This window comes from Rothia amarae (assembly GCF_042677725.1).
In the GTDB taxonomy this organism is placed as follows: domain Bacteria; phylum Actinomycetota; class Actinomycetes; order Actinomycetales; family Micrococcaceae; genus Rothia; species Rothia amarae.
The window spans coordinates 133,817-154,229 of the sequence record NZ_JBHUCN010000014.1 but is presented as its reverse complement, the minus strand read 5'-3'; the positions used below and the strand labels follow the sequence as shown (position 1 = coordinate 154,229).

Sequence of the window (20,413 nt, the reverse complement as noted above, 5' to 3'; positions counted from 1 at the left end):
CAGGGGCGGACTGCAACCAGCCCGCCCACAGTCCTACTTGCCCAACCGCTGATCGCGCGAAGATGCAACCTTAGAAGACATACCAAACAGTTCAATGAATCCCTTTGCCTGGGACTGATCGAAGCTGTCGCCTTCATCGTAAGTCGCCAAGTTGAAATCGTAGAGAGAGGTATCTGAACGACGTCCGGTGACAACTGCGCGTCCTGAATGCAGATCCATGCGAATCTCGCCATTGACCATCTTCTGAGTGTCATCGATAAACGCATCCAAAGATTTCTTCAGCGGGGAGAACCACTGACCGTCATACACCAACTCGGTCCAGCGCTGACCCACAGTCTTCTTGAAACGAGCCTGTTCGCGCTCAATAGTGACGTTCTCAAGTTCCTTGTGCGCAGCGATTAAAGCCATCGCGCCAGGTGCCTCATAGATTTCACGGGATTTGATACCTACCAGGCGATCTTCTACCAAATCGATACGACCAACACCCTGTGCGCCGGCACGATGGTTCATCTGCTGAATCGCTTCAAGCGGTGATACAGCCTGACCATCAATAGCTACCGGAATACCTTCTTTGAAGGTAATGACGACGGTATCGGGAGCCGGCGCGAAAGTGGGATCATCAGTGTAGTCGTAGACATCCTTGCTCGGGCCATTCCAGATGTCTTCGAGAAACCCGGTTTCCACTGCGCGTCCCCATACGTTTTGATCAATGGAGAAGGGATTCTTCTTTGTGGTTACAATCGGCAAATTGTTCTTCTCTGCATACCCAATTGCCTTTTCACGAGTCAACGCAAGGTCGCGAACGGGTGCAATGCACTTCAAATCGGGGCCGAGAGTCTGAATGGCGACCTCAAAACGAACCTGGTCATTACCCTTGCCTGTGCAACCGTGAGCTACGGTAGTTGCGCCGAAGTCTTGAGCAGCTTTCACCAGGTGCTTAGAGATGACGGGACGCGATACCGCAGAAACTAGCGGATATGCATCCATATACAAGGCATTAGCCTTCAGCGCGGGCATGCAGTATTCGCTAGCAAATTCATCGCGGGCATCTGCCACATATGCTTCGACGGCGCCGCAGTCGAGAGCGCGCTGGCGAATAGTCTCAAGATCCTCGCCGCCCTGTCCTACGTCAACAGCAACCGCAATAACTTCTGCTCCTGTGGCCTCGCCAATCCAGCCAATTGCTACGGAGGTATCTAGACCACCTGAATATGCAAGTACTACGCGATCCTTCATCGTCATCCTTTCGTGGTCTGCCTAGGCAAACAAAAAAATTGGTTATAAATAATTATTAACATGGATCAATAATTATGCAAGTTGGAGTGACCGAAGTGAGCCCAAATTTCTTCATTTTTAAGGAAACTCATACTATTGCGTCAGCTCCCGCTTCAGGATTTTCCCCGTGGGACCCAGCGGTAAATCTTTCACGACCCGAAATTGACGAGGGTACTTATAGGACGCCAGTTTCTCTCGGCAGAGGGTGTTCAGCTCCTCAATCAAAGCATTCTGGGCAGCTATATTCAGAGCCTCCTTGGGAACAATATAGGCACAAATTTCCTCGCCCACGCGCACATCCGGTACACCTACCACTGCAACCAGGCGCACCCCCGCATGGGAATACATGACATCTTCAATCTCCCGCGGATACACGCTGTAACCATGCCGCAAAATCATGTCTTTAATACGGTCAACAATGAAGATATTTCCCAGCTCATCGATACGGGCTACGTCCCCCGTGGCAAACCAATCGCCGTCAAATACTTTCGCAGTTTCCTGGGGATTGCCCCAGTAGCCAGCCATCACGTTATCGCCTCGCACCCATAACTGGCCGGGCTCATTTGCAGGAAGTTCTTGCCCATCCTTCCCCCGCACCGCAACTTGGACTCCAGGAATCGCACGCCCCACTGAACCCACTACCAACCCAAATCGTTCTTGGTTGAAGCTGACGACGGGCGCCGTCTCAGACAAACCGTATCCTTCATAGATAGGGCATGCCAAGAGACGCGCAAAATCAGAATGCACCGATGCCGGTAAAGGAGAACCGCCAGATATCCCAAACCGGATTTTTCCGTATAAACCACTTACATCCCGTGTTTCACAGTAGGCAGCTAGGGCCGAGTACATCGAAGGTACAGCTGCGAAGACCGTAACGCCCTTCTGTTCACACAGCTCAGCTGCGGCGTCGGGAGTAAACCTTGGAAGCAAGGCAATGGATGCTCCTGCAGCGAAGACAGCATTCATAGAAACGGTCTGCCCGAAGGCATGGAAAAGCGGTAGCCCACCAAAAAATACATCATCAGAACGGTACTCAAAGAAATCTGCCACGGTGCAAGCGTTCGAAAGCAGATTCTTATGTGTCAGCACAGCACCTTTAGGTTTACCCGTAGTGCCGGAGGTATAAAGAATTACTGCAGGATCATTCTTACCCACAGCATATGAAGTCCACTCCCCTGCATCTTCTGATGATTCATCGGCGGGAAAAGTAGTATGAGCACTTATTTCTATCTGTTGAACCGCAGATATTTGGTGGCTTGAACTCTCTTGGGCGACTCTGGAGCTATCCCAGCAAATCAGCAGGCGCGCCCCCGAATCCTCTATATGAAAATTGACCTCATCGGTACTGAGTAGAGGATTCAACGGCACCACCACGGCCCCCATGCTGAGAGCAGCAAAATAAAGGACAGGCATCTGCACTACGTTCGGTAAGGAGAGGGCAACGCGATCCCCAGGGCAAACACCCAGGTGTTGCAGCCATTTTCCCGCTTGACCTACCGCTGCTTTGAGGTCTGGATAGGACAGCTCAACATCATCTGTGACCAGCGCGGTTGCTTCTGAAGACGAAGATTCCAGAAGATGGGCAAGATTGAACTGGGATGACTTAGAAAGTGCCACCGTTTCTCCTCTTCAAATATTCGCTGGATTCTGCCGAGCGGAATAGGTATCAGCATCTTATGCCGTTATGGGCTTATTTTATACAGGCTATTGCACCAATTTCCTTATTATGATTTACTCATAATAAGGAAATGGAAAGGTTTCACATGCCAGTTGAATCAACAAGTTTTGAACTCAGCGATGAAGAAATTGAGTTTCTCAATGCCATCTTTGATGTAGTAAGGGCAGGCCACCTTGCCAAGCTAACCTCACTACTCGACCAAGGAATCCCTGTAGATTTTACGGACACCAAAGGGGATTCGCTTCTCATCCTTGCCGCCTACCATGAGCACACTCAGCTGGTGGAGCTCTTACTAAGCCGAGGAGCAAATATCGATGCACTCAATGACCGTGGACAGACCCCACTGGTCTGCGCAGTCTTCCGCAACAATGAAGAAATCACCAAGATCTTGCTTGATGCCGGCGCAGACGCTCGGCTAGGCCACCAAACCCCTGCAGAGGTTGCTGATTTTTTCAATTTGCCACACATGAAAGAACTGTTAGCCGGGAAGTAGAGCCGCTAGGAACGGTAAGGAACCCAACGGTGCGAGGCAACCTCCTACGGTAGGTTCCACATTTACGCGGCCCATTCAAGAAATTGCTCCGCCAACTCTTCTGCTCCCATGGCGGCGCGAGTGATAACCATGACAGTGTCGTCGCCCGCGATAGTACCAAGAACACGGTCGATTCCTGCTTGATCAATGGATGACGCGAGAAATTGTGCGGCACCCGGGGGCGTGCGCAAAATAACGAGATTGCCCGAAGCTTCAGCTGTGATGAGAAGTTCCTTGAAGAGAGAAATCATACGGGCATCAATACCATCTGATGATGAGCGACGGACCGGATGATTAGGCACAGCATAAATAAGACCTGATTTTTCGTCCCGTACGCGTTCTGCCCCAATTTCTACAAGATCTCGGGAAAGCGTAGCTTGAGTGACTTTGACGCCGTCGTCGGTCAGCAATTGCGCAAGGTCTGCTTGGGAGCGCACTCGGTGGGTGGAAAGCAGGTCTACGATGCGCGCTTGCCGCGCGGTTTTGGTGGAAGGGATTGCCATCTATTTGTTCCTCATATGCGAAGTGATTTTTATTATTATCGGGTAATTGATTCTTCAAGTAAAAATGTGAGAAGTGCTTTTTGGGCGTGTAGCCGGTTTTCGGCTTCGTCCCACACCACTGATTGGGAGCCGTCTATGACGTCAGCGGTGACTTCGAAGCCTCGATAGGCGGGTAGGCAGTGCATAAAGATTGCATGATCGTTCGCCTGAGCCATTGCTCCGGAATCTACTTGATAGGGGCGGAAGATGCTTTCGTGTTGGTCTTTTTCTCCCTCCTGCCCCATTGATATCCAAGTATCAGTAATAACCACATCGGCTCCCTGCAGTGCTTCCTCGGGGTTATCGGTGATGAGGATGGTGGCGCCGGTTTCTTCAGCCCGCTGATGTGCTTCCTGAACAACGGTTGAATCGGGTTGATAATCGGCAGGACCAGCAATATGGACGTTCATTCCCGCCGTCGCTCCCCCCAGCAGGTAGGAGTGCGCCATGTTGTTGGCTGCATCGCCCAGGTAAGCCAGAGTTTTACCCCTCAAATCACCTATATTTTCTTGCATGGTTTGAAGGTCTGCAAGTATTTGGCAGGGATGATATTGGTCAGAAAGTGCGTTAACGACAGGCACTGTTGCGTGTGCCGCCATCTTTTCCAGCCCTTCCTGTGCGGATGTTCGCCAGACAATAGCAGATGCCATACGGGTAAGTACCCGAGATGTATCTTCAATAGATTCTTTATGACCTAGTTGCGATTCACCCGAGTCCATCACCAGCGGGAAACCCCCCATTTCAGCAATTCCCGTGGCAAATGAGACGCGAGTTCGAGTGGAGGTCTTGTCGAAAATTACCACAACTGTTTGGGGGCCGCTGAGCGGTTGTTGAGAAAACCGATCAGCTTTAAACTCTGCTGCTAGACGCAGCACGCGAGCCTGCTCCATGGGCGTGAGATCTGTGTCTTTCAGAAAGTGTCGAACCATGATTTTCTCCTGTTTATACATGCACCAATTAGTTTATGAATCGGCACTCTCAATAATTATAAGGCTAGATAGCGATATTTATGCACTATATGCATATAAAATCTATTTGTTTAGGACGCCGCGGCTTCAGCGATAATTGATTCCAGAGCATCAGCAAAACTACTCAGCTCGGCAGCGCTGATAATCAGGGGCGGGGCAATACGTAAAGTTTTCGCATCCGTTGCGTTGAGGATAAAACCTTTTTCGCGGGCAATATTTACGCAGCGAGGAGCCAAGGGGGCGCCGGATGCTGTAGCATCTGACTCCAGCTGAATTCCAATCAGGAAACCCGCACCGCTGGTGCTTACTACCCCTACTACTTTTTCAATGTGCGCTCGCACGCTGTCACCCAGATGCTGAGCTGATGCCAGTAGATTCTCTTCTTCAATCACAGAGAGAGTCGCCAATGCTGCAGCGCATGCCAGCGGGTTACCGCCAAAGGTAATTCCGTGCATCCCTGCTTGCAAAATCGAAAGATTTTCTGCCCCGTTCACTAGCAAAGCGCCGATAGGGAACCCGCCCCCAAGGCCCTTAGCCAGGGTGATCGCATCGGGCATAGACTGCGCGTCAAGTTCGCGGGTACATTCCAACCAACGGCCAGTGCGGCCCATCCCCGTTTGTACCTCGTCCACAATGAGGAACGCGTTCTTCTGACGGGTAAGTTCGCGCGCTTTCTGCAGGTAGCCACCGGGAAGCGGCAACACTCCGACCGTTCGTCCATGGAATCCATGGTCGAGTGCAAGAATAGTCTTTTTTCCGTGCTGGTTGGCAAAACGACGGGCGAGTTTATAGGCGGCTTCGTTCGCTTCAGTTCCCGAGTTGCAGAAAAAAGCTTGAACGGGTTCAGCGGAATTAAAAAGCTCAGAGAGCTTGTTACCCAGAGCAATCTGCTGAGGCGTGGTAAAGAGATTAGAAATATGAGCTAGTCGCTTGCCTGTTCGTTGACGGCTTTCACCCACCTAGGGTGGGCATACCCCAAGGCGTTGACGGCAATTCCCGCCAGCAAATCAAGATAGCGTTTGCCGTTGACATCCTCAAGAAGACAGCCGTTTCCTTTTTCAACCACCAACCCCGGATCACCAAAGACTCCCAGCAGATCTTGGGGGTACTGGCCCATTAATGATTTTTGCATACCAGTCATAGCGATGTTCCTCGAATCGACGCAGATTCAATCCCAGGTGTATGCCGGTGCATTCCACCTACCCCATAGGGACTCATAGATCCCATGGATTCGGAACCCAACAAATGAGGTTTCAAGCTCTTGCCCGCGCCGCTTACTCCTGATGCGGCTACGATAACGACGTCGTCCGCCTCCAGTAGCTACCCCTGAAACCCCGGCAGCAACGCAAGAATACTTGCGGTGGGATAGCAACCTGGCACTGCAATGCGCTTCGTGTTTTCTAGATTTTCCCGTTGCTTCTGACCGCTAGGAAAGGTGAACTCAGGCAACCCGTAGGGCCATGATCCTGCGCATTCAGTGCCGTAGTACTGCTTCCAGTCAACAGCATTGATGAGTCGGTGGTCGGCCCCTGCATCGATGACCAGGGTATCTTCACTGAGTTCTGCGGCTAGTTCTCCCGATGCACCGTGCGGTAGGGCGAGAAAGACGACGTCGTGCCCCCGTAAAGCGTCCGCAGTAGTTTCCTGCAACACCGTTGTCGAATACTTTCGCAGGTGCGGTGCTATTTCTCCCAGTCGTTGACCTGCTTGGCTGTTGGCGCACACGGTTTTTACGTCCACCTCGGGGTGGGAGGTGAGCAAACGAAGAACTTCGCCGTCTGCGTCCCCGGTGGCATCTGAGACTGCAACTAAATGTGTCATGGAGCCGCCATAACGCGTATTTATACGAATATAAACATATTTATTCATATAATTTGGAATTTATAGCAATGTTTCTTTTTCTTTCGTGCATACTCAAACTTCTAGGAGGCTGGAGTAGTCTAGAACACATGCATACTCCACAGACTCAAAACGTTGCCCTTGTCCAAGAAACTGGAGACCCGAGCGTCCTGCGCCCATCGCAAGCTCCTGTGCCCCCTCCTGGCGCCCACGAACTGTTAGTCAAAACGCGCGCTACCGGGGTCAACTTTATAGAAACCTACCAACGAGCCGGCGTCTATTCAGTAAAGCTCCCTTTCATACCTGGCGGAGAGGCATGCGGAATCGTAGAAGCGGTGGGTGATCAAGTGAGCGAATTTTCTGTAGGCGATCGAATCACCACCGCTTCAGCTACCCAAACCTACGGGGAATTCTTTACCGTACCCGAAGAATTTGCCGCTGCCGTTCCAGACGAGATTTCAGATGAGATTGCTGCAGCGCTCCCCCTACAAGGCATGACTGCTCACTATCTCACCCGCTCAACCTTCGCCGTCAACCCCGAACACACCGTTCTCCTCCACGCAGGAGCAGGCGGGGTAGGAGGAATAGCGATTCAACTACTCAAGTCAATCGGCGCTACGGTTATTACTACCGTCTCCACCGAAGAAAAGAAACGCATCGCGCTCAACCACGGTGCAGATCATGTGCTCTTCTACGACAACTTTGCCGAAGAAACCCTAGAAATTACTCAGGGCAAAGGTGTGGACGTCGCCTACGACTCAGTAGGCAAAACAACATTTGACCAAACCCTCAAAACCCTCAAGACGCGCGGAACCGCCGTCCTCTTCGGGGGCGCATCCGGGCAGGTACCGCCCTTTGACCTCCAACAGCTAAATGCCTTAGGTTCGCTGTACGTTACCCGTCCCACCCTGGCTCACTACACGCTCAACCGCCCTGAATTCCTGTGGAGAATGAATGAGCTCTTTGACCGTATTCTGGCCAAAGAGCTCACTGTTACTATTGATCAAATTTTTCCTCTGACTCAAGCAAGCCAAGCCCACGAATTTCTTGAAGGGCGGCATACTCGTGGAAAAGTCTTGCTCATGCCTTAGATGAGACTAGTCAAGGTCTTCCTCAGCACGAGCGCGACGGTTGAGGAAGATCGCCGCAAAAACACCAGCTGCAAAAACAACGACGGCACCAATCAGCGACGCCCAGCCCATAATCTGCTGCTGAGAAACGAGAGAAGAAGTAACGGGTTCGAGGCTACCTTTTTCGCCTGTTCGCACAACTTCAACCTGGTGATCTCCGGTTTTAGCCAGAAGAGCATCGACATCCTTGTCAAAATCGCCCTCAACCGAACCGTTTTGAGTGCCGCGGAACTGAACCGTCTCACCCGGCTGAATCTTCTTTGAATCATTCAGGTTAGAAACATAGGTAATTTCTTTGAGCTGGTCATCTGCAGGAACCGCGCCACTATAGATAGCCACATTAGATTTGGTCTGCAGGTCAGGAGTCAAATCAACATACGTGCCGCTCATGACCCAGCTCTTGTCCTCATATCCCTTGTTCTGATTAGCTTCGGAAAGCTGGCGGATTCCCAAAACGCAGAGGAAAATTGCCACAATGGTTGCCAAAAGCACCATTGCCACAGTCAACCAGCGTCCTCGATTATCTACCTCGTTTTCATAGACATCATCTTCTGCCATCTCAAAGAAAGAATCGTTGTCTATTTCCTGAGGTTCGTGAACCATAAAAATACTCCAAAATTTAAGGTGCTTGGGGGGCTAACACTACAGTCTACAAGGGATAACTGAAAAAAGGCGGTGTTCTTCGGTTGAAGAACACCGCCCTATCCTCCTTCAAAGAAGAGAATCCAAGGATTTTTAGCCGCGCAAAACTGCTCCAAAACGTTCGGCAGCAACTGCAATAGCAGCTTCACGAGATGCCGAGGCTTCTTCGGCGGTGAGCGTGCGATCGTCAGCACGGAAACGTAGCGCAAATGCTACAGATTTCTTGCCCTCTTCGATTCCCACCCCCCGATAATCGTCAAAGACCCGAATATCTTCCAGCAAATCTCCTGCGCCTTCAGCGAGAGCAGCTGAGATTTCTGCAGCGGGAACGGTAGCGTCAACGATTAACGCTACGTCCTGGTTAGTTGCGGGGTAACCGAAGATACCGTATGCCTCCACCCGGTCGGATTTGTCGTTGAGCATACGAGTGAAATCAACTTCGAAGGCACACGTGCGCTCCGGCAAATCGTTATCCTTGAGTAGCTTGGGGTGAAGTTCCCCCGCGAATCCTAAGGTTTCACCCTCGGAGTTGCGCAATTCTGCCGTTCTACCTGGATGAAACGCCTGGTGCGTTCCCTGAACCACACTGATTTCTGTCCCTGTTGCATCTGCAATCAGCTGAACTGCATCCAATGCATCGCGCCAATCGTAGGCACGAGCCGTTGTTCCCGGCATTTCAGCGTGCTCATTTCCTGCAAACAAACCGGCAACGTAGCGCGGCTGAAAGGGAATACCAGCGTTGAGATCGGTCAAGACGTCGTCACCAGGTTTGACGCCGAGCCCTGGGATATGTGTTGAACCGGTCTGAGAACCGGGAATAAATACATGCCCTGATTCAAAAATCGCCAAGTTCTTGAAGCCACGAGAAAGGTTGCGTTTGAATACCTCTACTAAACCGGGCATCAGAGAACGGCGCATCCATGCCTGGGTCTCAGCAATGGGGTTTGCCAGCTTAATAGACTCAAGCTTCTGACCCGCTTCGGGAGCCGCCCAAAGGTTATTAGCAGTCTGTGCAACGAATGGGTATGCCTGAACTTCGGTCATACCTGCCGCGGCAAGCGCATCGAGCACCCGACGTCGTGCGACTTGCTCGTCGGTGTAACCGCGACCGGGAGGAGCAACGGGAAGGGTAGAAGGAATCTTGTCATAACCTACCAGGCGAGCGATTTCCTCGGTGAGATCTTCCTTATCGGCAATATCTGGTCGCCACGAAGGAGCTGTTACCTTGAAATTTTCCCCGGAGGATACTACTTCGGCACCGATTTCAGTGAGAGCATCAACAATTTGAGCTTCCGAGTACTCTACGCCAACTCGCGCAGAGGTGTAACCGGTAGGCAGCTCGATGGGTTCGTTCTCCACCGTGTTATTGAAATCGGTGACACCTTCTTCCACCGTTGCCCCTGCAAGTTCAACCAAAAGGTCAACCGCTCGCTGAGCTGCTGCTGCTTGCAGCTTGAAGTCCACTCCGCGTTCAAAACGCTTTGAAGCATCGGATGAAAGCTTGTGGCGGCGAGAGGTACGAGCGATGGACACCTCATCGAAACGAGCAGCTTCAATAATGATGGTGGTGGTGTCCGACGAAGTTTCCGTGGTCGCCCCACCCATCACGCCAGCAAGACCAATAGGGCCTGACTGATCGCAGATGAGCAAATCTTCAGTGTTCAGTTCCCGAGTCTTATCGTCAAGTGTCGTGAGCTTCTCACCGGTGCGCGCCCGGCGAACGACGATTCCGCCGTCCAGTTTGTCTGCATCGTAAAAGTGCAGAGGCTGTCCAGTCTCCAGCATCACGTAGTTTGAGATATCAACGGGAAGCGAAATGGAGCGGACACCAGCCAAGCGGAGTCGGGACGACATCCAGGTGGGGGTCGGTGCAGCGGAATTTACTCCGGAAACCTGTCGCGCTACAAAGCGTGTGCAACCAACGTTCCCGTGGATGGGTGCCTCATCGGAGATTTCAACGGGCAATCCCGAGTTATTTGCAGCCGGTGCACGCTCTGCCAGGTCCAATACAAAATCTTCAAACTCAGTGTGAGTGGCGTGGCAGTATTCCCGGGCGATTCCTCGGATTGAAAAGGCGTAACCGCGATCCGGTGTCACGTTAACTTCAGCGGCCTGATCGTAGAGCCCCAAAAGTTCCATAGCATCCGTACCGATTTCTGGATCTAACCCGATATCTGAAAGTACGAGGATACCGTTGTGGTCATCGCCGATGCCCAGTTCGCGTACCGAAGCAATCATGCCGGCGGACTTATGCCCGTAGGTCTTACGAGCGGTAATCGCGAATCCGCCGGGCAGAACAGCGCCAGGAAGAGTAACAACGACCTTGTCCCCTACCTTGAAATTATGGGCGCCACAGATAATGCCCTGAACGCCTGATTCTTCGATTCCTTTTCCAGTGAGAGTCTGAGGCTGCCCTTCAGGAACAACCCGAACCTGGCACCAGTTCACTGTCTTACCGTTGGAGTGAGTTTCCGGTTCCATCGAAAGAACCTGACCCACCACAATCGGGCCGGAAAGTTCATCGGTGGGGCGGTGAACAGCTTCTTCTTCAAAGCCGACAGTCACTAGAGTTTCCATGACGTCTTCGGCAGTTGCATCTGCAGGGACCGGTGCGTATTCACGCAACCAAGAAAGTGGGATACGCATTATTAAATCTCCATTCCGAACTGCTGGCTGAAGCGAATGTCGCCTTCGATGATGTCGTGCATGTCGGGAACATCGTTACGGAACATCAGAGTTCTCTCGATACCCATGCCAAATGCGAAGCCTGAATAGACTTCAGGATCAATACCCGCGGCGCGCAATACATTGGGGTGCACCATGCCGCAGCCGCCCCATTCAATCCACTGGGGTCCGCCCTTAGCGCCGGGATGCCAGAGGTCCAGCTCAGCAGATGGTTCGGTAAAAGGGAAGTAGTTAGGACGCAGGCGAATTTTCGCTTCGGGGCCAAACATTTCTTTCACCATGTGGTTCAAAGTGCCTTTGAGATGGGCCATAGTCAGTCCCTTGTCAACAGCCAGACCTTCAATCTGGTGGAAGACCGGGGTGTGGGTAGCGTCTAGTTCATCGGTGCGGTACACGCGACCGGGGCAGACGACGTAGACGGGCAACTCGCGGGTCAACAACGAGCGCATCTGAACCGGAGACGTATGAGTACGAAGGAGCAGGTGTGCTTCTGCAGGTTCGATGAAGAAAGTATCTTGTAGTTCGCGCGCGGGGTGATCCGGCTTGAAGTTCAAGGAATCGAAGTTGAACCATTCGGATTCGATTTCTGGGCCGTCTGCAACTTCCCAGCCCATCGCCACGAAAGTATCGGTGAGGCGTTCCTGGAGAATACCCAAGGGGTGGCGTCCGCCTAGGGGGCGGCGAGGTGATGCTGCGGTGACGTCGACCGCTTCTTCCACAAGAATGCGAGCGTCGCGTTCTTCTTCTAGTTCGTGAGTGCGAGCATCAATTGCTTTGGTGAGGCGGCCGCGGGCTTGACCCATGAGCTTGCCAACCTCAGCTTTGTGTTCTTTGCTCAATTCGCGCATCTGCTTGTTGGCAAGGGTAAATGAACCCTTATCCCCCAAGAATGCCAAACGTGTTTCTTTCAGCTCGTCGAAAGAAGCTGAATGTTCTTTGATTGCTGTGTTGGCTCGTTCAAATTCGTCGGTAAATGCCTGACGAACGGTGTCGAGCCCGTTCTCAGAACTTTCCAGAACATCTTTGATATTCGCCAGAATCCGATATGATTCGGGCGTATTTGCGTTCTGGGGCAAAGATTCGCTCATGAATTACTCATCTCTTAACGCGGTGGCTGGGTGCTGAGCCCAGTTTCATTCGTTCCCTAGTTTAGTAGGTGGGCGCAAGTCTTGCGATTCGCGCCCACCTACTGGTTCAAAAGATGAGCTAACTCAAACTTTATTTACGCAGTCCACGATGGAGCTTGGGCTGGTTAGTCTGATAGAGCCAGATGCAGTTGAAGAGTACGACGCCCGAGCAAAGTACTGCCGCAATTACACCGAGAATGTTTCCGCTGAAAAAACCGAAGACTGCCCAAATAATCCCCATCACGATTCCGATGAGAGAAAAAGCAATGCCAATCATACGCCCGTTATTTTCGCGGCGGTTCATGAGATAGGCAACGAGCCCGTAAAGGAAGAGGGCAGTAATCACCTGGCAGACTCCGGCAGCAATGGCTGCGCCGGAGGATAGGTTACCAATTCTTGCAGCAATTTGAGCATTTTGCGTAAATCCCAAGATGATGGCACCTACGAAACAAAGAGCAGACCCCAACAAAACCCACTGAGATTTCTGGATAGCGGGGTTCGGAGTACGTGGCGAGGGGCTAAAGGCGTACCCTGCGTTGGTTGCAAACGGATTGATTGCCTGGTCTTGCTGCTTGGAGAAACCTTGGTCTTGGTAGGTGTTGTAGTCCCCGTACGTCGAACTAGTTCCATAACCGCTTTCGTGCAGTAATTCAGTTTTAGACGGTGCCATTGTATTTTCCCAACGCTTGAAGTACGTAGTTTTGTCCTTTAAGGGTATCGACCGAAACCCATTGTTGCATCATTGATTCCAAATATTTTGAGCATATTTTTCGTGCTTAAATACTTCATCCCCGCTGGGGCGGGGATGAAGTGGTGAGGAGGCCCTCGTAGGTCACGCGGGGTTTGGTTAGACCAAGTTAGCTTTCGTATCAGAGTGGAATGCACGCATCAGCCAGAAAATATTGACGATAAAAAATGCCAGATACACGATGGTGGAAAGCAGCCCCCACGGCATCTCGATAAAGAGCAAACCAAAGATACCGAAGAAAGCACCGATAGTGCCCAAGATACAAAACACGATGCCGGTGATTCGACCAGATTTTTTACCCTTCTTGATTAGGCTGTACACCAGGGCGTAGAGCGCAAGGCCAATGACCAGACCCAAGATACCGCTAAGGAGGGGATCCGTCTGAAAAGCTCCGGAGTCGCTACTGGCGCTCAGCGTAATCCCCGACTCTTGAACAGGAGTAAAAATACCCAAAATCTGAGTGAGGGCGAAGACCGTAGCGGACCCTAGAGTAAGAGACAGTAAGGACTTCACACGAGGATGCTGTCCGGGGGGATAGATTGCACCCGTGGCGGGATAGTTATTTTCGATGGATATAGCCTGAGTATCACTCGGTGCGTGGCTATAACCGGGGTTTTGGTTCTGAGGTGGAGGAATAGACACAGTGAACTCCTGATATCGGCGTTGTGCTTCATTGCACAAACTGAATAAGTATGTGATTTATAAAATACCTTAAGTACGCCGTGACCAGGAGTTTTCGCCGTTTCGTTACGCCGTCGTCTCAATCAATAGCGATTTTCGCCGCTTTGAATAAACCTGATGCAATGAAATCATTCTCGTCTTTGCAGCCCGGTGGGATAGCAAACAACGCATTTGAAGTATGACGTAAGTATTCGCTCAGTGCATCAGAACGCATCATCGTGCGCAATAGCGGAACAAAATGAGTGCGAGGATCCCGCACATAGGCTATGAAAAACAGCCCCGCATCAAGGTGGCCCAAACCATCGGTGCCATCCGTATAGTTGAATCCGCGACGAAGCATCTGCACTCCCCCATTCATCTGCGGGTGCATCAGTCGAACGTGAGAATCAACCGGAATAATCGGCCCCTTTTTGCCCTGCATGTCGAACTGGGGAGCATCAAATTCGCCTCCGCCAGAAAGCGGCGCGCCACTGACTTTAGTGCGGCCCACGATATCTTCCTGCTCCTGAAGAGGCGCCCTATCCCAGGTTTCAATCATCATGCGGATTCGACGCACGGCACAATATGAGCCGCTTGCCATCCACTGGGCAGGTTCCTTCTCATCCTGGGTATCCACCCACACGTGTTCTTGAAGAAGCTCCGGCTCTTCAGTTTTAAGATTGGCAGTACCATCCTTAAACCCAAACAAATTGCGCGGAGTTGCCTGCTGGGTACTGGTGGAGGACGTGCGCCCAAACCCTAGCTGACTCCACTTAACGACCGCGCGTCCTGAAGCAATACGCACCAAATTACGAATAGCGTGCACGGCAACCTGAGGATCATCGGCACACGCTTGAATGCACAAATCACCACCGCTACGAGCCTCTTCCAACATGTCCCCACTCATATGGGGCACGTCAATGAGACCCTCGGGCATGTGGTCTTTCAGACCGAACCGATCGTTACCTTGCTCATCAACAAATAGAGATCGACCTAGCCCAAAGGTGATACTCAGGTGCGAAGCAGAAAGGTCTAGCGCTTCACCGGTGTCATCCGGCGGCGCTTTATAGGAGGTTTCCTCCCCCACCGGTTGCCCCGACATCAACCGCGCGCTCGCCTCAGACCAGTCTTTAAAGAGCTTAACCAGCTGCTCCACTTTCTCGGTCTTGACCGTCAACCCCACAAAATGAAGGCGGTCTTGCACAGGGGTATCTATTCCAGGCTGGTGTTCGCCCCAAAACTCGTAGGAGTCGGAAACAGTTTCCTCGGATGAGTTCTGGTGGTTTCCCCAGGCATAGCCGCCCGCCACCGCGCCGGTGAGCGCAGCTGCTCCAGCCACACCCCCGAAGACAGCTCGACGACTGACGCCTGAAGTTTTTTCGTCAGACGATGAAACAGGCTGGTGAATGGGATTCGGTTCAGTATTCATGGGATTCTTCTAGGAGACAACGACGCCGGTGAGCTTACTCAAAGGCTCGCTGAGGGCATCAATAGAGTCGGATAGTTCACGCACTTGGTCTTCACTAAGCTCGGTGTAAGACACGAATCCTTCGCCCTCCCGATGCTGGTCGAGGAGAGTTTGCACGTCTTTGAATTTTTCGTCGATGTTGGACGCTAATTCAGAGTCTTTTTTCTCCACGATAGGGCGAAGATCTTCGAAAGCTACCCGAGCGCCGTCAACGTTTCCTTGAAAGTCCGAAAGATCTGTATGCGACCAGATTTCTTCTTCACCGGTGACTTTAGATGCGGTAACTTCATCAAGGAGACCCTTGGCGCCGTTAGCAATCTGATCCACCGTCAAATCGACATCGCGGGTCTTCTCGTAGAGGGAATTGGTGTCGGTGACCAGTTGTTCGGCAACTCTAGCGCGTTCAGCATCGGTGAGGGCAGTGTAGGTTTTGCCATCGTTTTCAGCAGGTTTAGGCTGCCAGAGATCTTTTTCTATCTTGTGCCATCCGGTCCATTCCTGGCCTTCTTCAACGTCGGCTTCGCGGGCGTCTAGCTTGGGATCAAGATCGCCAAATGACTCAGCAACAGGTTCTATACGTTCGAAATGCAATCGCGCCTGGGGGTAGAGTACACGCGCCTTCTCGAAGTCACCAGACTGATATGCTTCGGCGAAGTCACCAGTAGCGGTCTTGAGCTGCTCTACCTGGTCCTTGACATAGGAGGTGTACTGGGAAATGGCGGTATCGCGCAGAGCCTGCTCATCAGCAGAAACAGCGGTGGCATCGGGGTTCGATGTAACCGTTAGATCTCCCACGATGCCGTCGCCCACCATGCCCGGCTTACAGGAAGTCTTGTACTTACCTTCGGCAAGTTCCACCGTGAGATCACGGCTAATACTCGGGCCAATATTCTCTACTTCGGAGAGAATACGCAATCCATCTTCTGCCAGAACGTAGAATTCGGTTACTTCGTTACCGTCGTTCTTCACGGAGAAGGTAGTCTTTCCTGCCTTTACCTCGGTGGTAGAGAGCTTGCATTCGGAGGCGGTGGAAGTAACAGATACGGTGCCGTCTGAATCGCTGGCACCCTTGTTATTCGGAGTGCACCCGGTCAGCGCCATTGCTAGCAGGGAGACAGACACACCTGAAATAAGGAGAGGTTTTTTCACGGTTTTTCCTTGAAATTCAATGGGGTGATAGAGATGTGAGAAAGAAAAATTAAGAAGCGACGCTCGCAACGGCAGTCTTAGGTGAGACTTTGGGAGCACGGTAGGAGCGGACAAAGAAGGTCAGCACAATAGCTACATAAAGTACCCAGACGATGGCTTCCAGCCAGGTGGTTGCCGGGGAAAAATTGAAAATTCCCTTGAGGAGTGTGCCTGCGACCGACGTCGGCGGGATAGTTTCCGATACATCGAAAGCAAGGTGGTGCAGTCCGGGCAGAATACCGGCTTCTTGAAGATCATGCACACCGTAGGCAAGAACCCCTGCCGCTACAAAAATAAGAAATGCGCCTGTCCACTTGAAAAATTTTGAGAGGTTCAGTTTAAGGACACCGCGCATCAAAAGCCAGGCAAGAAGTACCGCGAGGAGGATACCAAGAAGGGCACCGACGAGCGCCAATGAGCCCGAACCTGCTGATTGCGATGCTGCCCAGAGAAACAGCGCCGTTTCGAGTCCTTCTCGACCTACTGAAAGAGCCGCCAGAAGAATGACTCCCCAGGTGCTAGTTTCCACCGCATCGATACGCTGTCCCAGTTGTTTGGAGAGATTGCGTGAGTTCTCTGCCATCCAGAAAATCATCCACGTCACAAACCCCACGGCGATGATAGACAGCGCGCCACCAATTGCTTCCTGTGCTTCGAAAGTGAGACCGTTGGGTCCGAAAGTCAGGAAAGCTCCAAATCCTAGCGATATCAGAATCGCCAGCGAAACACCCATCCAAATTTTAGGTAGCAAAAATGCGCGGTTTGTTTTGCGAACGTAAGCAATCAAAATTCCTACGATGAGGGCTGCTTCCAGTCCTTCTCGCAGACCGATGAGGAAATTTTGAAACACGATGAGGTGCTTTCTCTAGGATTACCTGAGCTTTTACTGAGGCATACCTAATGATACGACCCTCACATCTTTATCTCCAAATATTTAGGTATATTTTCATGCGCTAATTCTAGTAACTGGAGGTAATCTGCTTACCGCCTTGATCGCGGCGCCATAACTGCGCTAAATTCTCGGTTGCTCGCGCTAAAAGTGCCACATCCGCACCAATGTTAATAAAGTCCGCTCCCGCGAGGAGATACTCTTGCGCCTGCTCCTGATCAAAGGCATTCACACCCACGATTTTGCCGCGCTCATTCGCTTTCTTGATGACCTCCAAAACAGCAGAAACAACTTCTTCATGATTCTGCTGCCCTAAATACCCCATCGATGCTGCTAGGTCTGAAGGACCAATGAAAAGCGCATCAACACCCTCCACCGCCAAAATCTCATCGACGTTTTTGACTCCCTCAGCAGATTCGATTTGAACCACCAAAGAGATCGATGCGCGGGCATTCGCTAGATACTGAGGCACACGGTTCCACCTGGCCGAACGGGCAAGCGCCGACCCCACTCCTCGGACGCCGGAGCCGGGGTATTCCACCGCAGCGGCGGCTACACGCGCGTCGTCGGCAGTATCGACCATAGGTACAAGCAAGGATTGAGCACCCAAATCTAGATACTGCTTAATGGTGACTTCATGATTGGAGGGCACGCGCACCAGAGCCAGCGTTGGGTAAGCAGCTACAGTACGGAGTTGATTCTGGATGTTTTGCAACGACAGCGGCGCATGCTCACCATCAATCAGAAGGTAGTCAAAACCCGCTCCGGCACAAATCTCTGCGACTCCTGCATCACCTGAGCAGACAAAAAGTCCAGTGACCGGTGCGTCAGAATTTTGCTGGGCAGCAGGGCTGAAAAGATCTTTGAAACTGGGAGGCAAACCGGGGACGGGGTGGTTTGCCTCATCCGCCAGCATCTTTTTTACTCGAAGCGACATGAAATTGACCCCAAATCACCATAGTCAGCATGCACTGTGTCTCCGGGGTAAACCCACATTGGCTTGGTGAAAGACCCAGCCAATATTATTTCTCCCGACTTCAATGAATCACCGTGCTGAGCAAGTTTGTTAGCCAGCCACACCACGCCCATCGCAGGGTGGTTCAGCACCGCAGCCGCAACCCCAGTATCTTCAATCGTTTCGTTGCGATACAAGAGTGCCGAAATCCATCGCAAATCTACCGCATCAGGAGCTATGGGAGTTCCGCCATAAATCATGCCACCGAGTGCGGCATTATCGCTGATGGTATCGACGATGGTGCGGCCTTCCATCTCGATCCGTGAGCTCAAAATTTCTAGCGCGGGAACCACATAGTCAGTAGCTTTGAGCACATCAAAAATGGTGGTGTTTGGCCCCTTCACATCATCTTTGAGGACGAACGCTAGCTCCACCTCGATGCGTACGTTCGAGAATTGGGCGTGTTCAATCACTGATCCGTTCTCAAATATTTGATCGGCAAAAATTGCACCATAATCAGGTTCAGTAATGCCGGTGGCTTCCTGCATCACCTTGGAGGTGAGCCCAATTTTTCGCCCCGCCAGGCGGCGTCCTGCGGCCTCGCCCCGTGCTCGCCAGGTGTTTTGTACCGCGTAGGAATCTTCTACTGTCATCTCTGGGTATTGGGCGGTGAGGCGGGGAATCATGGTCCGAGACTTCTCAGCCTCTGCCAGATTATCTGCAATCGTGGTGAGTTGTTCTTCGGTGAGCATGTTCTTCCTTGAAATGGACAACGGATGAAACGGAGGCTGCAGAGCAAACCACAGGGCTAATACTCTGATGTACCGGATGGGTAGAGATGCGCGGGGCTCTGTCTGACCGAGGGCCCAGCGTGAGGGAGGGAGCATTTCCCCGCACACCTCTATCCAGTAGGTTTATAGGTATAACAGCCCTGTTAGAGCTGGTGCCCCAGTTTGTACTCGCCTTGCTTCCACTCGGGCATTGACTCTTCGCCCTCCTCCTTACGGGTGTAGGAGAAGCCATCTGCTCCGATGGTTTGTGCCATTTCGGAGTCGTCGGTGCGTTCGGACAAGGGCATGAGGTTGCCGTCGAGGTCGAGTACACGGGAGGCATCGGTGTACCAGGAAGGTACGACGGGCGTACCCCACCAGTCGCGACGTTGGTTGTCGTGGACATCCCAGGTCACGCGGGGGTTGTCAGGGTCACCGGTGTAGTAATCCTGAGTGTAGATTTCTACGCGGTGACCGTCTGGGTCGCGCAGATAGAGGTAGTAGGCGTTGGAGACGCCGTGACGCCCGGGGCCGCGTTCAATGTGGTCGGAGAGGCGAAGAGCACCTAGTTTGTCGCAGATTGCGATGATGTTGTGCTTTTCGTGGGTTGCGAATGCTACGTGGTGCATGCGGGGACCATCGCCGCCGGTCATTGCGGTGTCGTGGACAGTGGGCTTACGGCGCATCCATGCGGCGTAAGAGGTACCCTCTGCATCCTGAATATCTTCGGTCACGCGGAATCCGAGGTCTTCCATGTAGGCAACTGCCTTGGGAACATCAGGGGTGACCTGGTTGAAGTGGTCCAAGCGGACCAAAGCGCCGGGGGTGTAAACATGGTAGTCCCAGCACAGACGCTTTACGTGTTCGACGTCGTAGAAGAATTCGTAGGGGAACCCTAGCGGATCTTGGACTCGTACTGAATCGCCCAGTCCTTTAACAAATCCCTCTTTGTTGCGGCGTACTTCGCAGCCGCGCGCAGCGTAAAATTTCTCTGCTTTATCGAGGTCTTCAGGAGTGCGAACGCGGTAGGAGAAGGCTGCTACCGCAGGTGTATCGCCTTTACGAAGAATCAGGTTGTGGTGGATAAATTCTTCGAGCGAGCGCAGGTAGATTGCGTCGTCGTCTTCTTCGGTGCCGACGAGGCCGAGCACATCTACGTAAAAATCTCGTGAGCGTTTCAAGTCGGTGACGACTAATTCCATGGATGCACAACGCAGCACATCGGGTGCATCTGCATCTGGGGTAACGACGTCGTAGCTGACAAATTCTGGTGCCATGATCTTACTTTCTTATCTAGTGTTCTGGCTCGGGGCTTCT

Annotated in this window: 18 protein-coding genes and 2 pseudogenes; 2 read left to right on the top strand and 18 right to left on the bottom strand. The window is 52.1% G+C overall.

All coding sequences use genetic code 11. The features are described 5' to 3' along the window. Positions 1-33 precede the first annotated feature (33 nt). Together ACFR81_RS09685 and ACFR81_RS09680 are read right to left on the bottom strand one after the other, a co-directional pair. Positions 34-1,236 carry an argininosuccinate synthase gene (locus tag ACFR81_RS09685; RefSeq protein ID WP_068168142.1) on the bottom strand — a complete coding sequence of 401 codons (1,203 nt, stop codon included), beginning with the start codon at positions 1,234-1,236 and terminating at the stop codon, positions 34-36. A 132-nt stretch (positions 1,237-1,368) separates the two neighbouring features. Continuing rightward, entirely contained in the window at positions 1,369-2,892 is a 1,524-nt protein-coding gene (locus tag ACFR81_RS09680) for a long-chain-fatty-acid--CoA ligase (RefSeq protein ID WP_343875580.1), read from the bottom strand. A 146-nt stretch (positions 2,893-3,038) separates the two neighbouring features. On the opposite strand from ACFR81_RS09680, the gene ACFR81_RS09675 reads away from it, so the two are divergent. Continuing rightward, positions 3,039-3,446, top strand: coding sequence for an ankyrin repeat domain-containing protein (locus ACFR81_RS09675; protein ID WP_145174962.1), 408 nt, complete (start codon positions 3,039-3,041; stop codon positions 3,444-3,446). Positions 3,447-3,508: 62 nt separating this feature from the next. Here the strand turns inward: ACFR81_RS09675 and ACFR81_RS09670 are convergent, their stop codons facing one another. From ACFR81_RS09670 to ACFR81_RS09650, 5 genes and pseudogenes are all read right to left on the bottom strand, one after another. Further along, a complete protein-coding gene (locus tag ACFR81_RS09670) occupies positions 3,509-3,988 on the bottom strand; it encodes an arginine repressor (protein WP_068168132.1) in 480 nt (159 codons plus the stop codon). 35 nt (positions 3,989-4,023) lie between these two features. Beyond that, positions 4,024-4,956, bottom strand: a complete 933-nt coding sequence (gene argF, locus ACFR81_RS09665) for an ornithine carbamoyltransferase (protein ID WP_343875587.1) — start codon at positions 4,954-4,956, stop codon at positions 4,024-4,026. 110 nt (positions 4,957-5,066) lie between these two features. Further along, entirely contained in the window at positions 5,067-5,699 is a 633-nt protein-coding gene (locus tag ACFR81_RS09660) for an aminotransferase class III-fold pyridoxal phosphate-dependent enzyme (protein WP_358431037.1), read from the bottom strand. Between the two features lie 63 nt (positions 5,700-5,762). Then, positions 5,763-6,112: pseudogene (locus ACFR81_RS09655) on the bottom strand (aminotransferase class III-fold pyridoxal phosphate-dependent enzyme); the annotation flags it as partial. Between the two features lie 50 nt (positions 6,113-6,162). After that, positions 6,163-6,816 (bottom strand): annotated as a pseudogene (locus ACFR81_RS09650) (NAD(P)-binding domain-containing protein); the annotation flags it as partial. 128 nt (positions 6,817-6,944) lie between these two features. Here ACFR81_RS09650 and ACFR81_RS09645 point away from each other — a divergent pair. Then, the gene (locus ACFR81_RS09645; protein WP_343875596.1) at positions 6,945-7,925 is read left to right on the top strand and encodes a quinone oxidoreductase family protein; all 981 of its coding nucleotides are present in this window, start codon (positions 6,945-6,947) and stop codon (positions 7,923-7,925) included. 6 nt (positions 7,926-7,931) lie between these two features. On the opposite strand, the gene ACFR81_RS09640 is transcribed toward ACFR81_RS09645, so the two are convergent. The 11 genes from ACFR81_RS09640 to hpaD form a co-directional block, all read right to left on the bottom strand. Beyond that, on the bottom strand, positions 7,932-8,567 hold the full coding sequence (locus tag ACFR81_RS09640; protein ID WP_145174954.1) for a hypothetical protein: 636 nt from the start codon (positions 8,565-8,567) through the stop codon (positions 7,932-7,934). A gap of 132 nt (positions 8,568-8,699) precedes the next feature. Further along, positions 8,700-11,252, bottom strand: a complete 2,553-nt coding sequence (gene pheT, locus ACFR81_RS09635; protein ID WP_151146592.1) for a phenylalanine--tRNA ligase subunit beta — start codon at positions 11,250-11,252, stop codon at positions 8,700-8,702. A gap of 2 nt (positions 11,253-11,254) precedes the next feature. After that, entirely contained in the window at positions 11,255-12,379 is a 1,125-nt protein-coding gene (gene pheS / locus ACFR81_RS09630; RefSeq protein ID WP_145174948.1) for a phenylalanine--tRNA ligase subunit alpha, read from the bottom strand. A gap of 130 nt (positions 12,380-12,509) precedes the next feature. Then, positions 12,510-13,088, bottom strand: coding sequence for a hypothetical protein (locus ACFR81_RS09625; protein WP_068168109.1), 579 nt, complete (start codon positions 13,086-13,088; stop codon positions 12,510-12,512). Positions 13,089-13,265: 177 nt separating this feature from the next. Then, complete coding sequence (locus ACFR81_RS09620) at positions 13,266-13,808, bottom strand: hypothetical protein (protein WP_068168106.1); 543 nt, start codon at positions 13,806-13,808, stop codon at positions 13,266-13,268. Positions 13,809-13,926: 118 nt separating this feature from the next. Then, a complete protein-coding gene (gene efeB / locus ACFR81_RS09615; RefSeq protein WP_068168102.1) occupies positions 13,927-15,255 on the bottom strand; it encodes an iron uptake transporter deferrochelatase/peroxidase subunit in 1,329 nt (442 codons plus the stop codon). 9 nt (positions 15,256-15,264) lie between these two features. After that, positions 15,265-16,443 (bottom strand): iron uptake system protein EfeO, encoded by a 1,179-nt coding sequence (gene efeO / locus ACFR81_RS09610; RefSeq protein ID WP_068168099.1) that lies wholly within the window; start codon positions 16,441-16,443, stop codon positions 15,265-15,267. 49 nt (positions 16,444-16,492) lie between these two features. Further along, positions 16,493-17,332: an iron uptake transporter permease EfeU gene (gene efeU, locus ACFR81_RS09605; protein ID WP_145174939.1), complete on the bottom strand. Its 840-nt coding sequence runs from the start codon at positions 17,330-17,332 to the stop codon at positions 16,493-16,495. A gap of 109 nt (positions 17,333-17,441) precedes the next feature. Next, complete coding sequence (locus tag ACFR81_RS09600; RefSeq protein WP_377148850.1) at positions 17,442-18,287, bottom strand: HpcH/HpaI aldolase family protein; 846 nt, start codon at positions 18,285-18,287, stop codon at positions 17,442-17,444. Positions 18,288-18,292: 5 nt separating this feature from the next. Next, on the bottom strand, positions 18,293-19,078 hold the full coding sequence (hpaH, locus tag ACFR81_RS09595) for a 2-oxo-hept-4-ene-1,7-dioate hydratase (protein WP_343875616.1): 786 nt from the start codon (positions 19,076-19,078) through the stop codon (positions 18,293-18,295). Positions 19,079-19,260: 182 nt separating this feature from the next. After that, complete coding sequence (hpaD, locus tag ACFR81_RS09590; RefSeq protein WP_343875619.1) at positions 19,261-20,373, bottom strand: 3,4-dihydroxyphenylacetate 2,3-dioxygenase; 1,113 nt, start codon at positions 20,371-20,373, stop codon at positions 19,261-19,263. Between the last annotated feature and the right edge of the window lie 40 nt (positions 20,374-20,413).

Excerpts from the sequence above, each read along its gene's own strand:
- argF (WP_343875587.1), bottom strand. The coding sequence starts at position 4,956 with ATGGTTCGACACTTTCTGAAAGACACAGATCTCACGCCCATGGAGCAG.
- ACFR81_RS09685 (WP_068168142.1), bottom strand. The coding sequence starts at position 1,236 with ATGAAGGATCGCGTAGTACTTGCATATTCAGGTGGTCTAGATACCTCC.
- hpaD (WP_343875619.1), bottom strand. The coding sequence starts at position 20,373 with ATGGCACCAGAATTTGTCAGCTACGACGTCGTTACCCCAGATGCAGAT.
- ACFR81_RS09645 (WP_343875596.1), top strand. The coding sequence starts at position 6,945 with ATGCATACTCCACAGACTCAAAACGTTGCCCTTGTCCAAGAAACTGGA.
- hpaH (WP_343875616.1), bottom strand. The coding sequence starts at position 19,078 with ATGCTCACCGAAGAACAACTCACCACGATTGCAGATAATCTGGCAGAG.
- pheS (WP_145174948.1), bottom strand. The coding sequence starts at position 12,379 with ATGAGCGAATCTTTGCCCCAGAACGCAAATACGCCCGAATCATATCGG.
- ACFR81_RS09600 (WP_377148850.1), bottom strand. The coding sequence starts at position 18,287 with ATGCTGGCGGATGAGGCAAACCACCCCGTCCCCGGTTTGCCTCCCAGT.
- ACFR81_RS09625 (WP_068168109.1), bottom strand. The coding sequence starts at position 13,088 with ATGGCACCGTCTAAAACTGAATTACTGCACGAAAGCGGTTATGGAACT.
- ACFR81_RS09675 (WP_145174962.1), top strand. The coding sequence starts at position 3,039 with ATGCCAGTTGAATCAACAAGTTTTGAACTCAGCGATGAAGAAATTGAG.
- ACFR81_RS09670 (WP_068168132.1), bottom strand. The coding sequence starts at position 3,988 with ATGGCAATCCCTTCCACCAAAACCGCGCGGCAAGCGCGCATCGTAGAC.
- pheT (WP_151146592.1), bottom strand. The coding sequence starts at position 11,252 with ATGCGTATCCCACTTTCTTGGTTGCGTGAATACGCACCGGTCCCTGCA.
- ACFR81_RS09640 (WP_145174954.1), bottom strand. The coding sequence starts at position 8,567 with ATGGTTCACGAACCTCAGGAAATAGACAACGATTCTTTCTTTGAGATG.
- efeB (WP_068168102.1), bottom strand. The coding sequence starts at position 15,255 with ATGAATACTGAACCGAATCCCATTCACCAGCCTGTTTCATCGTCTGAC.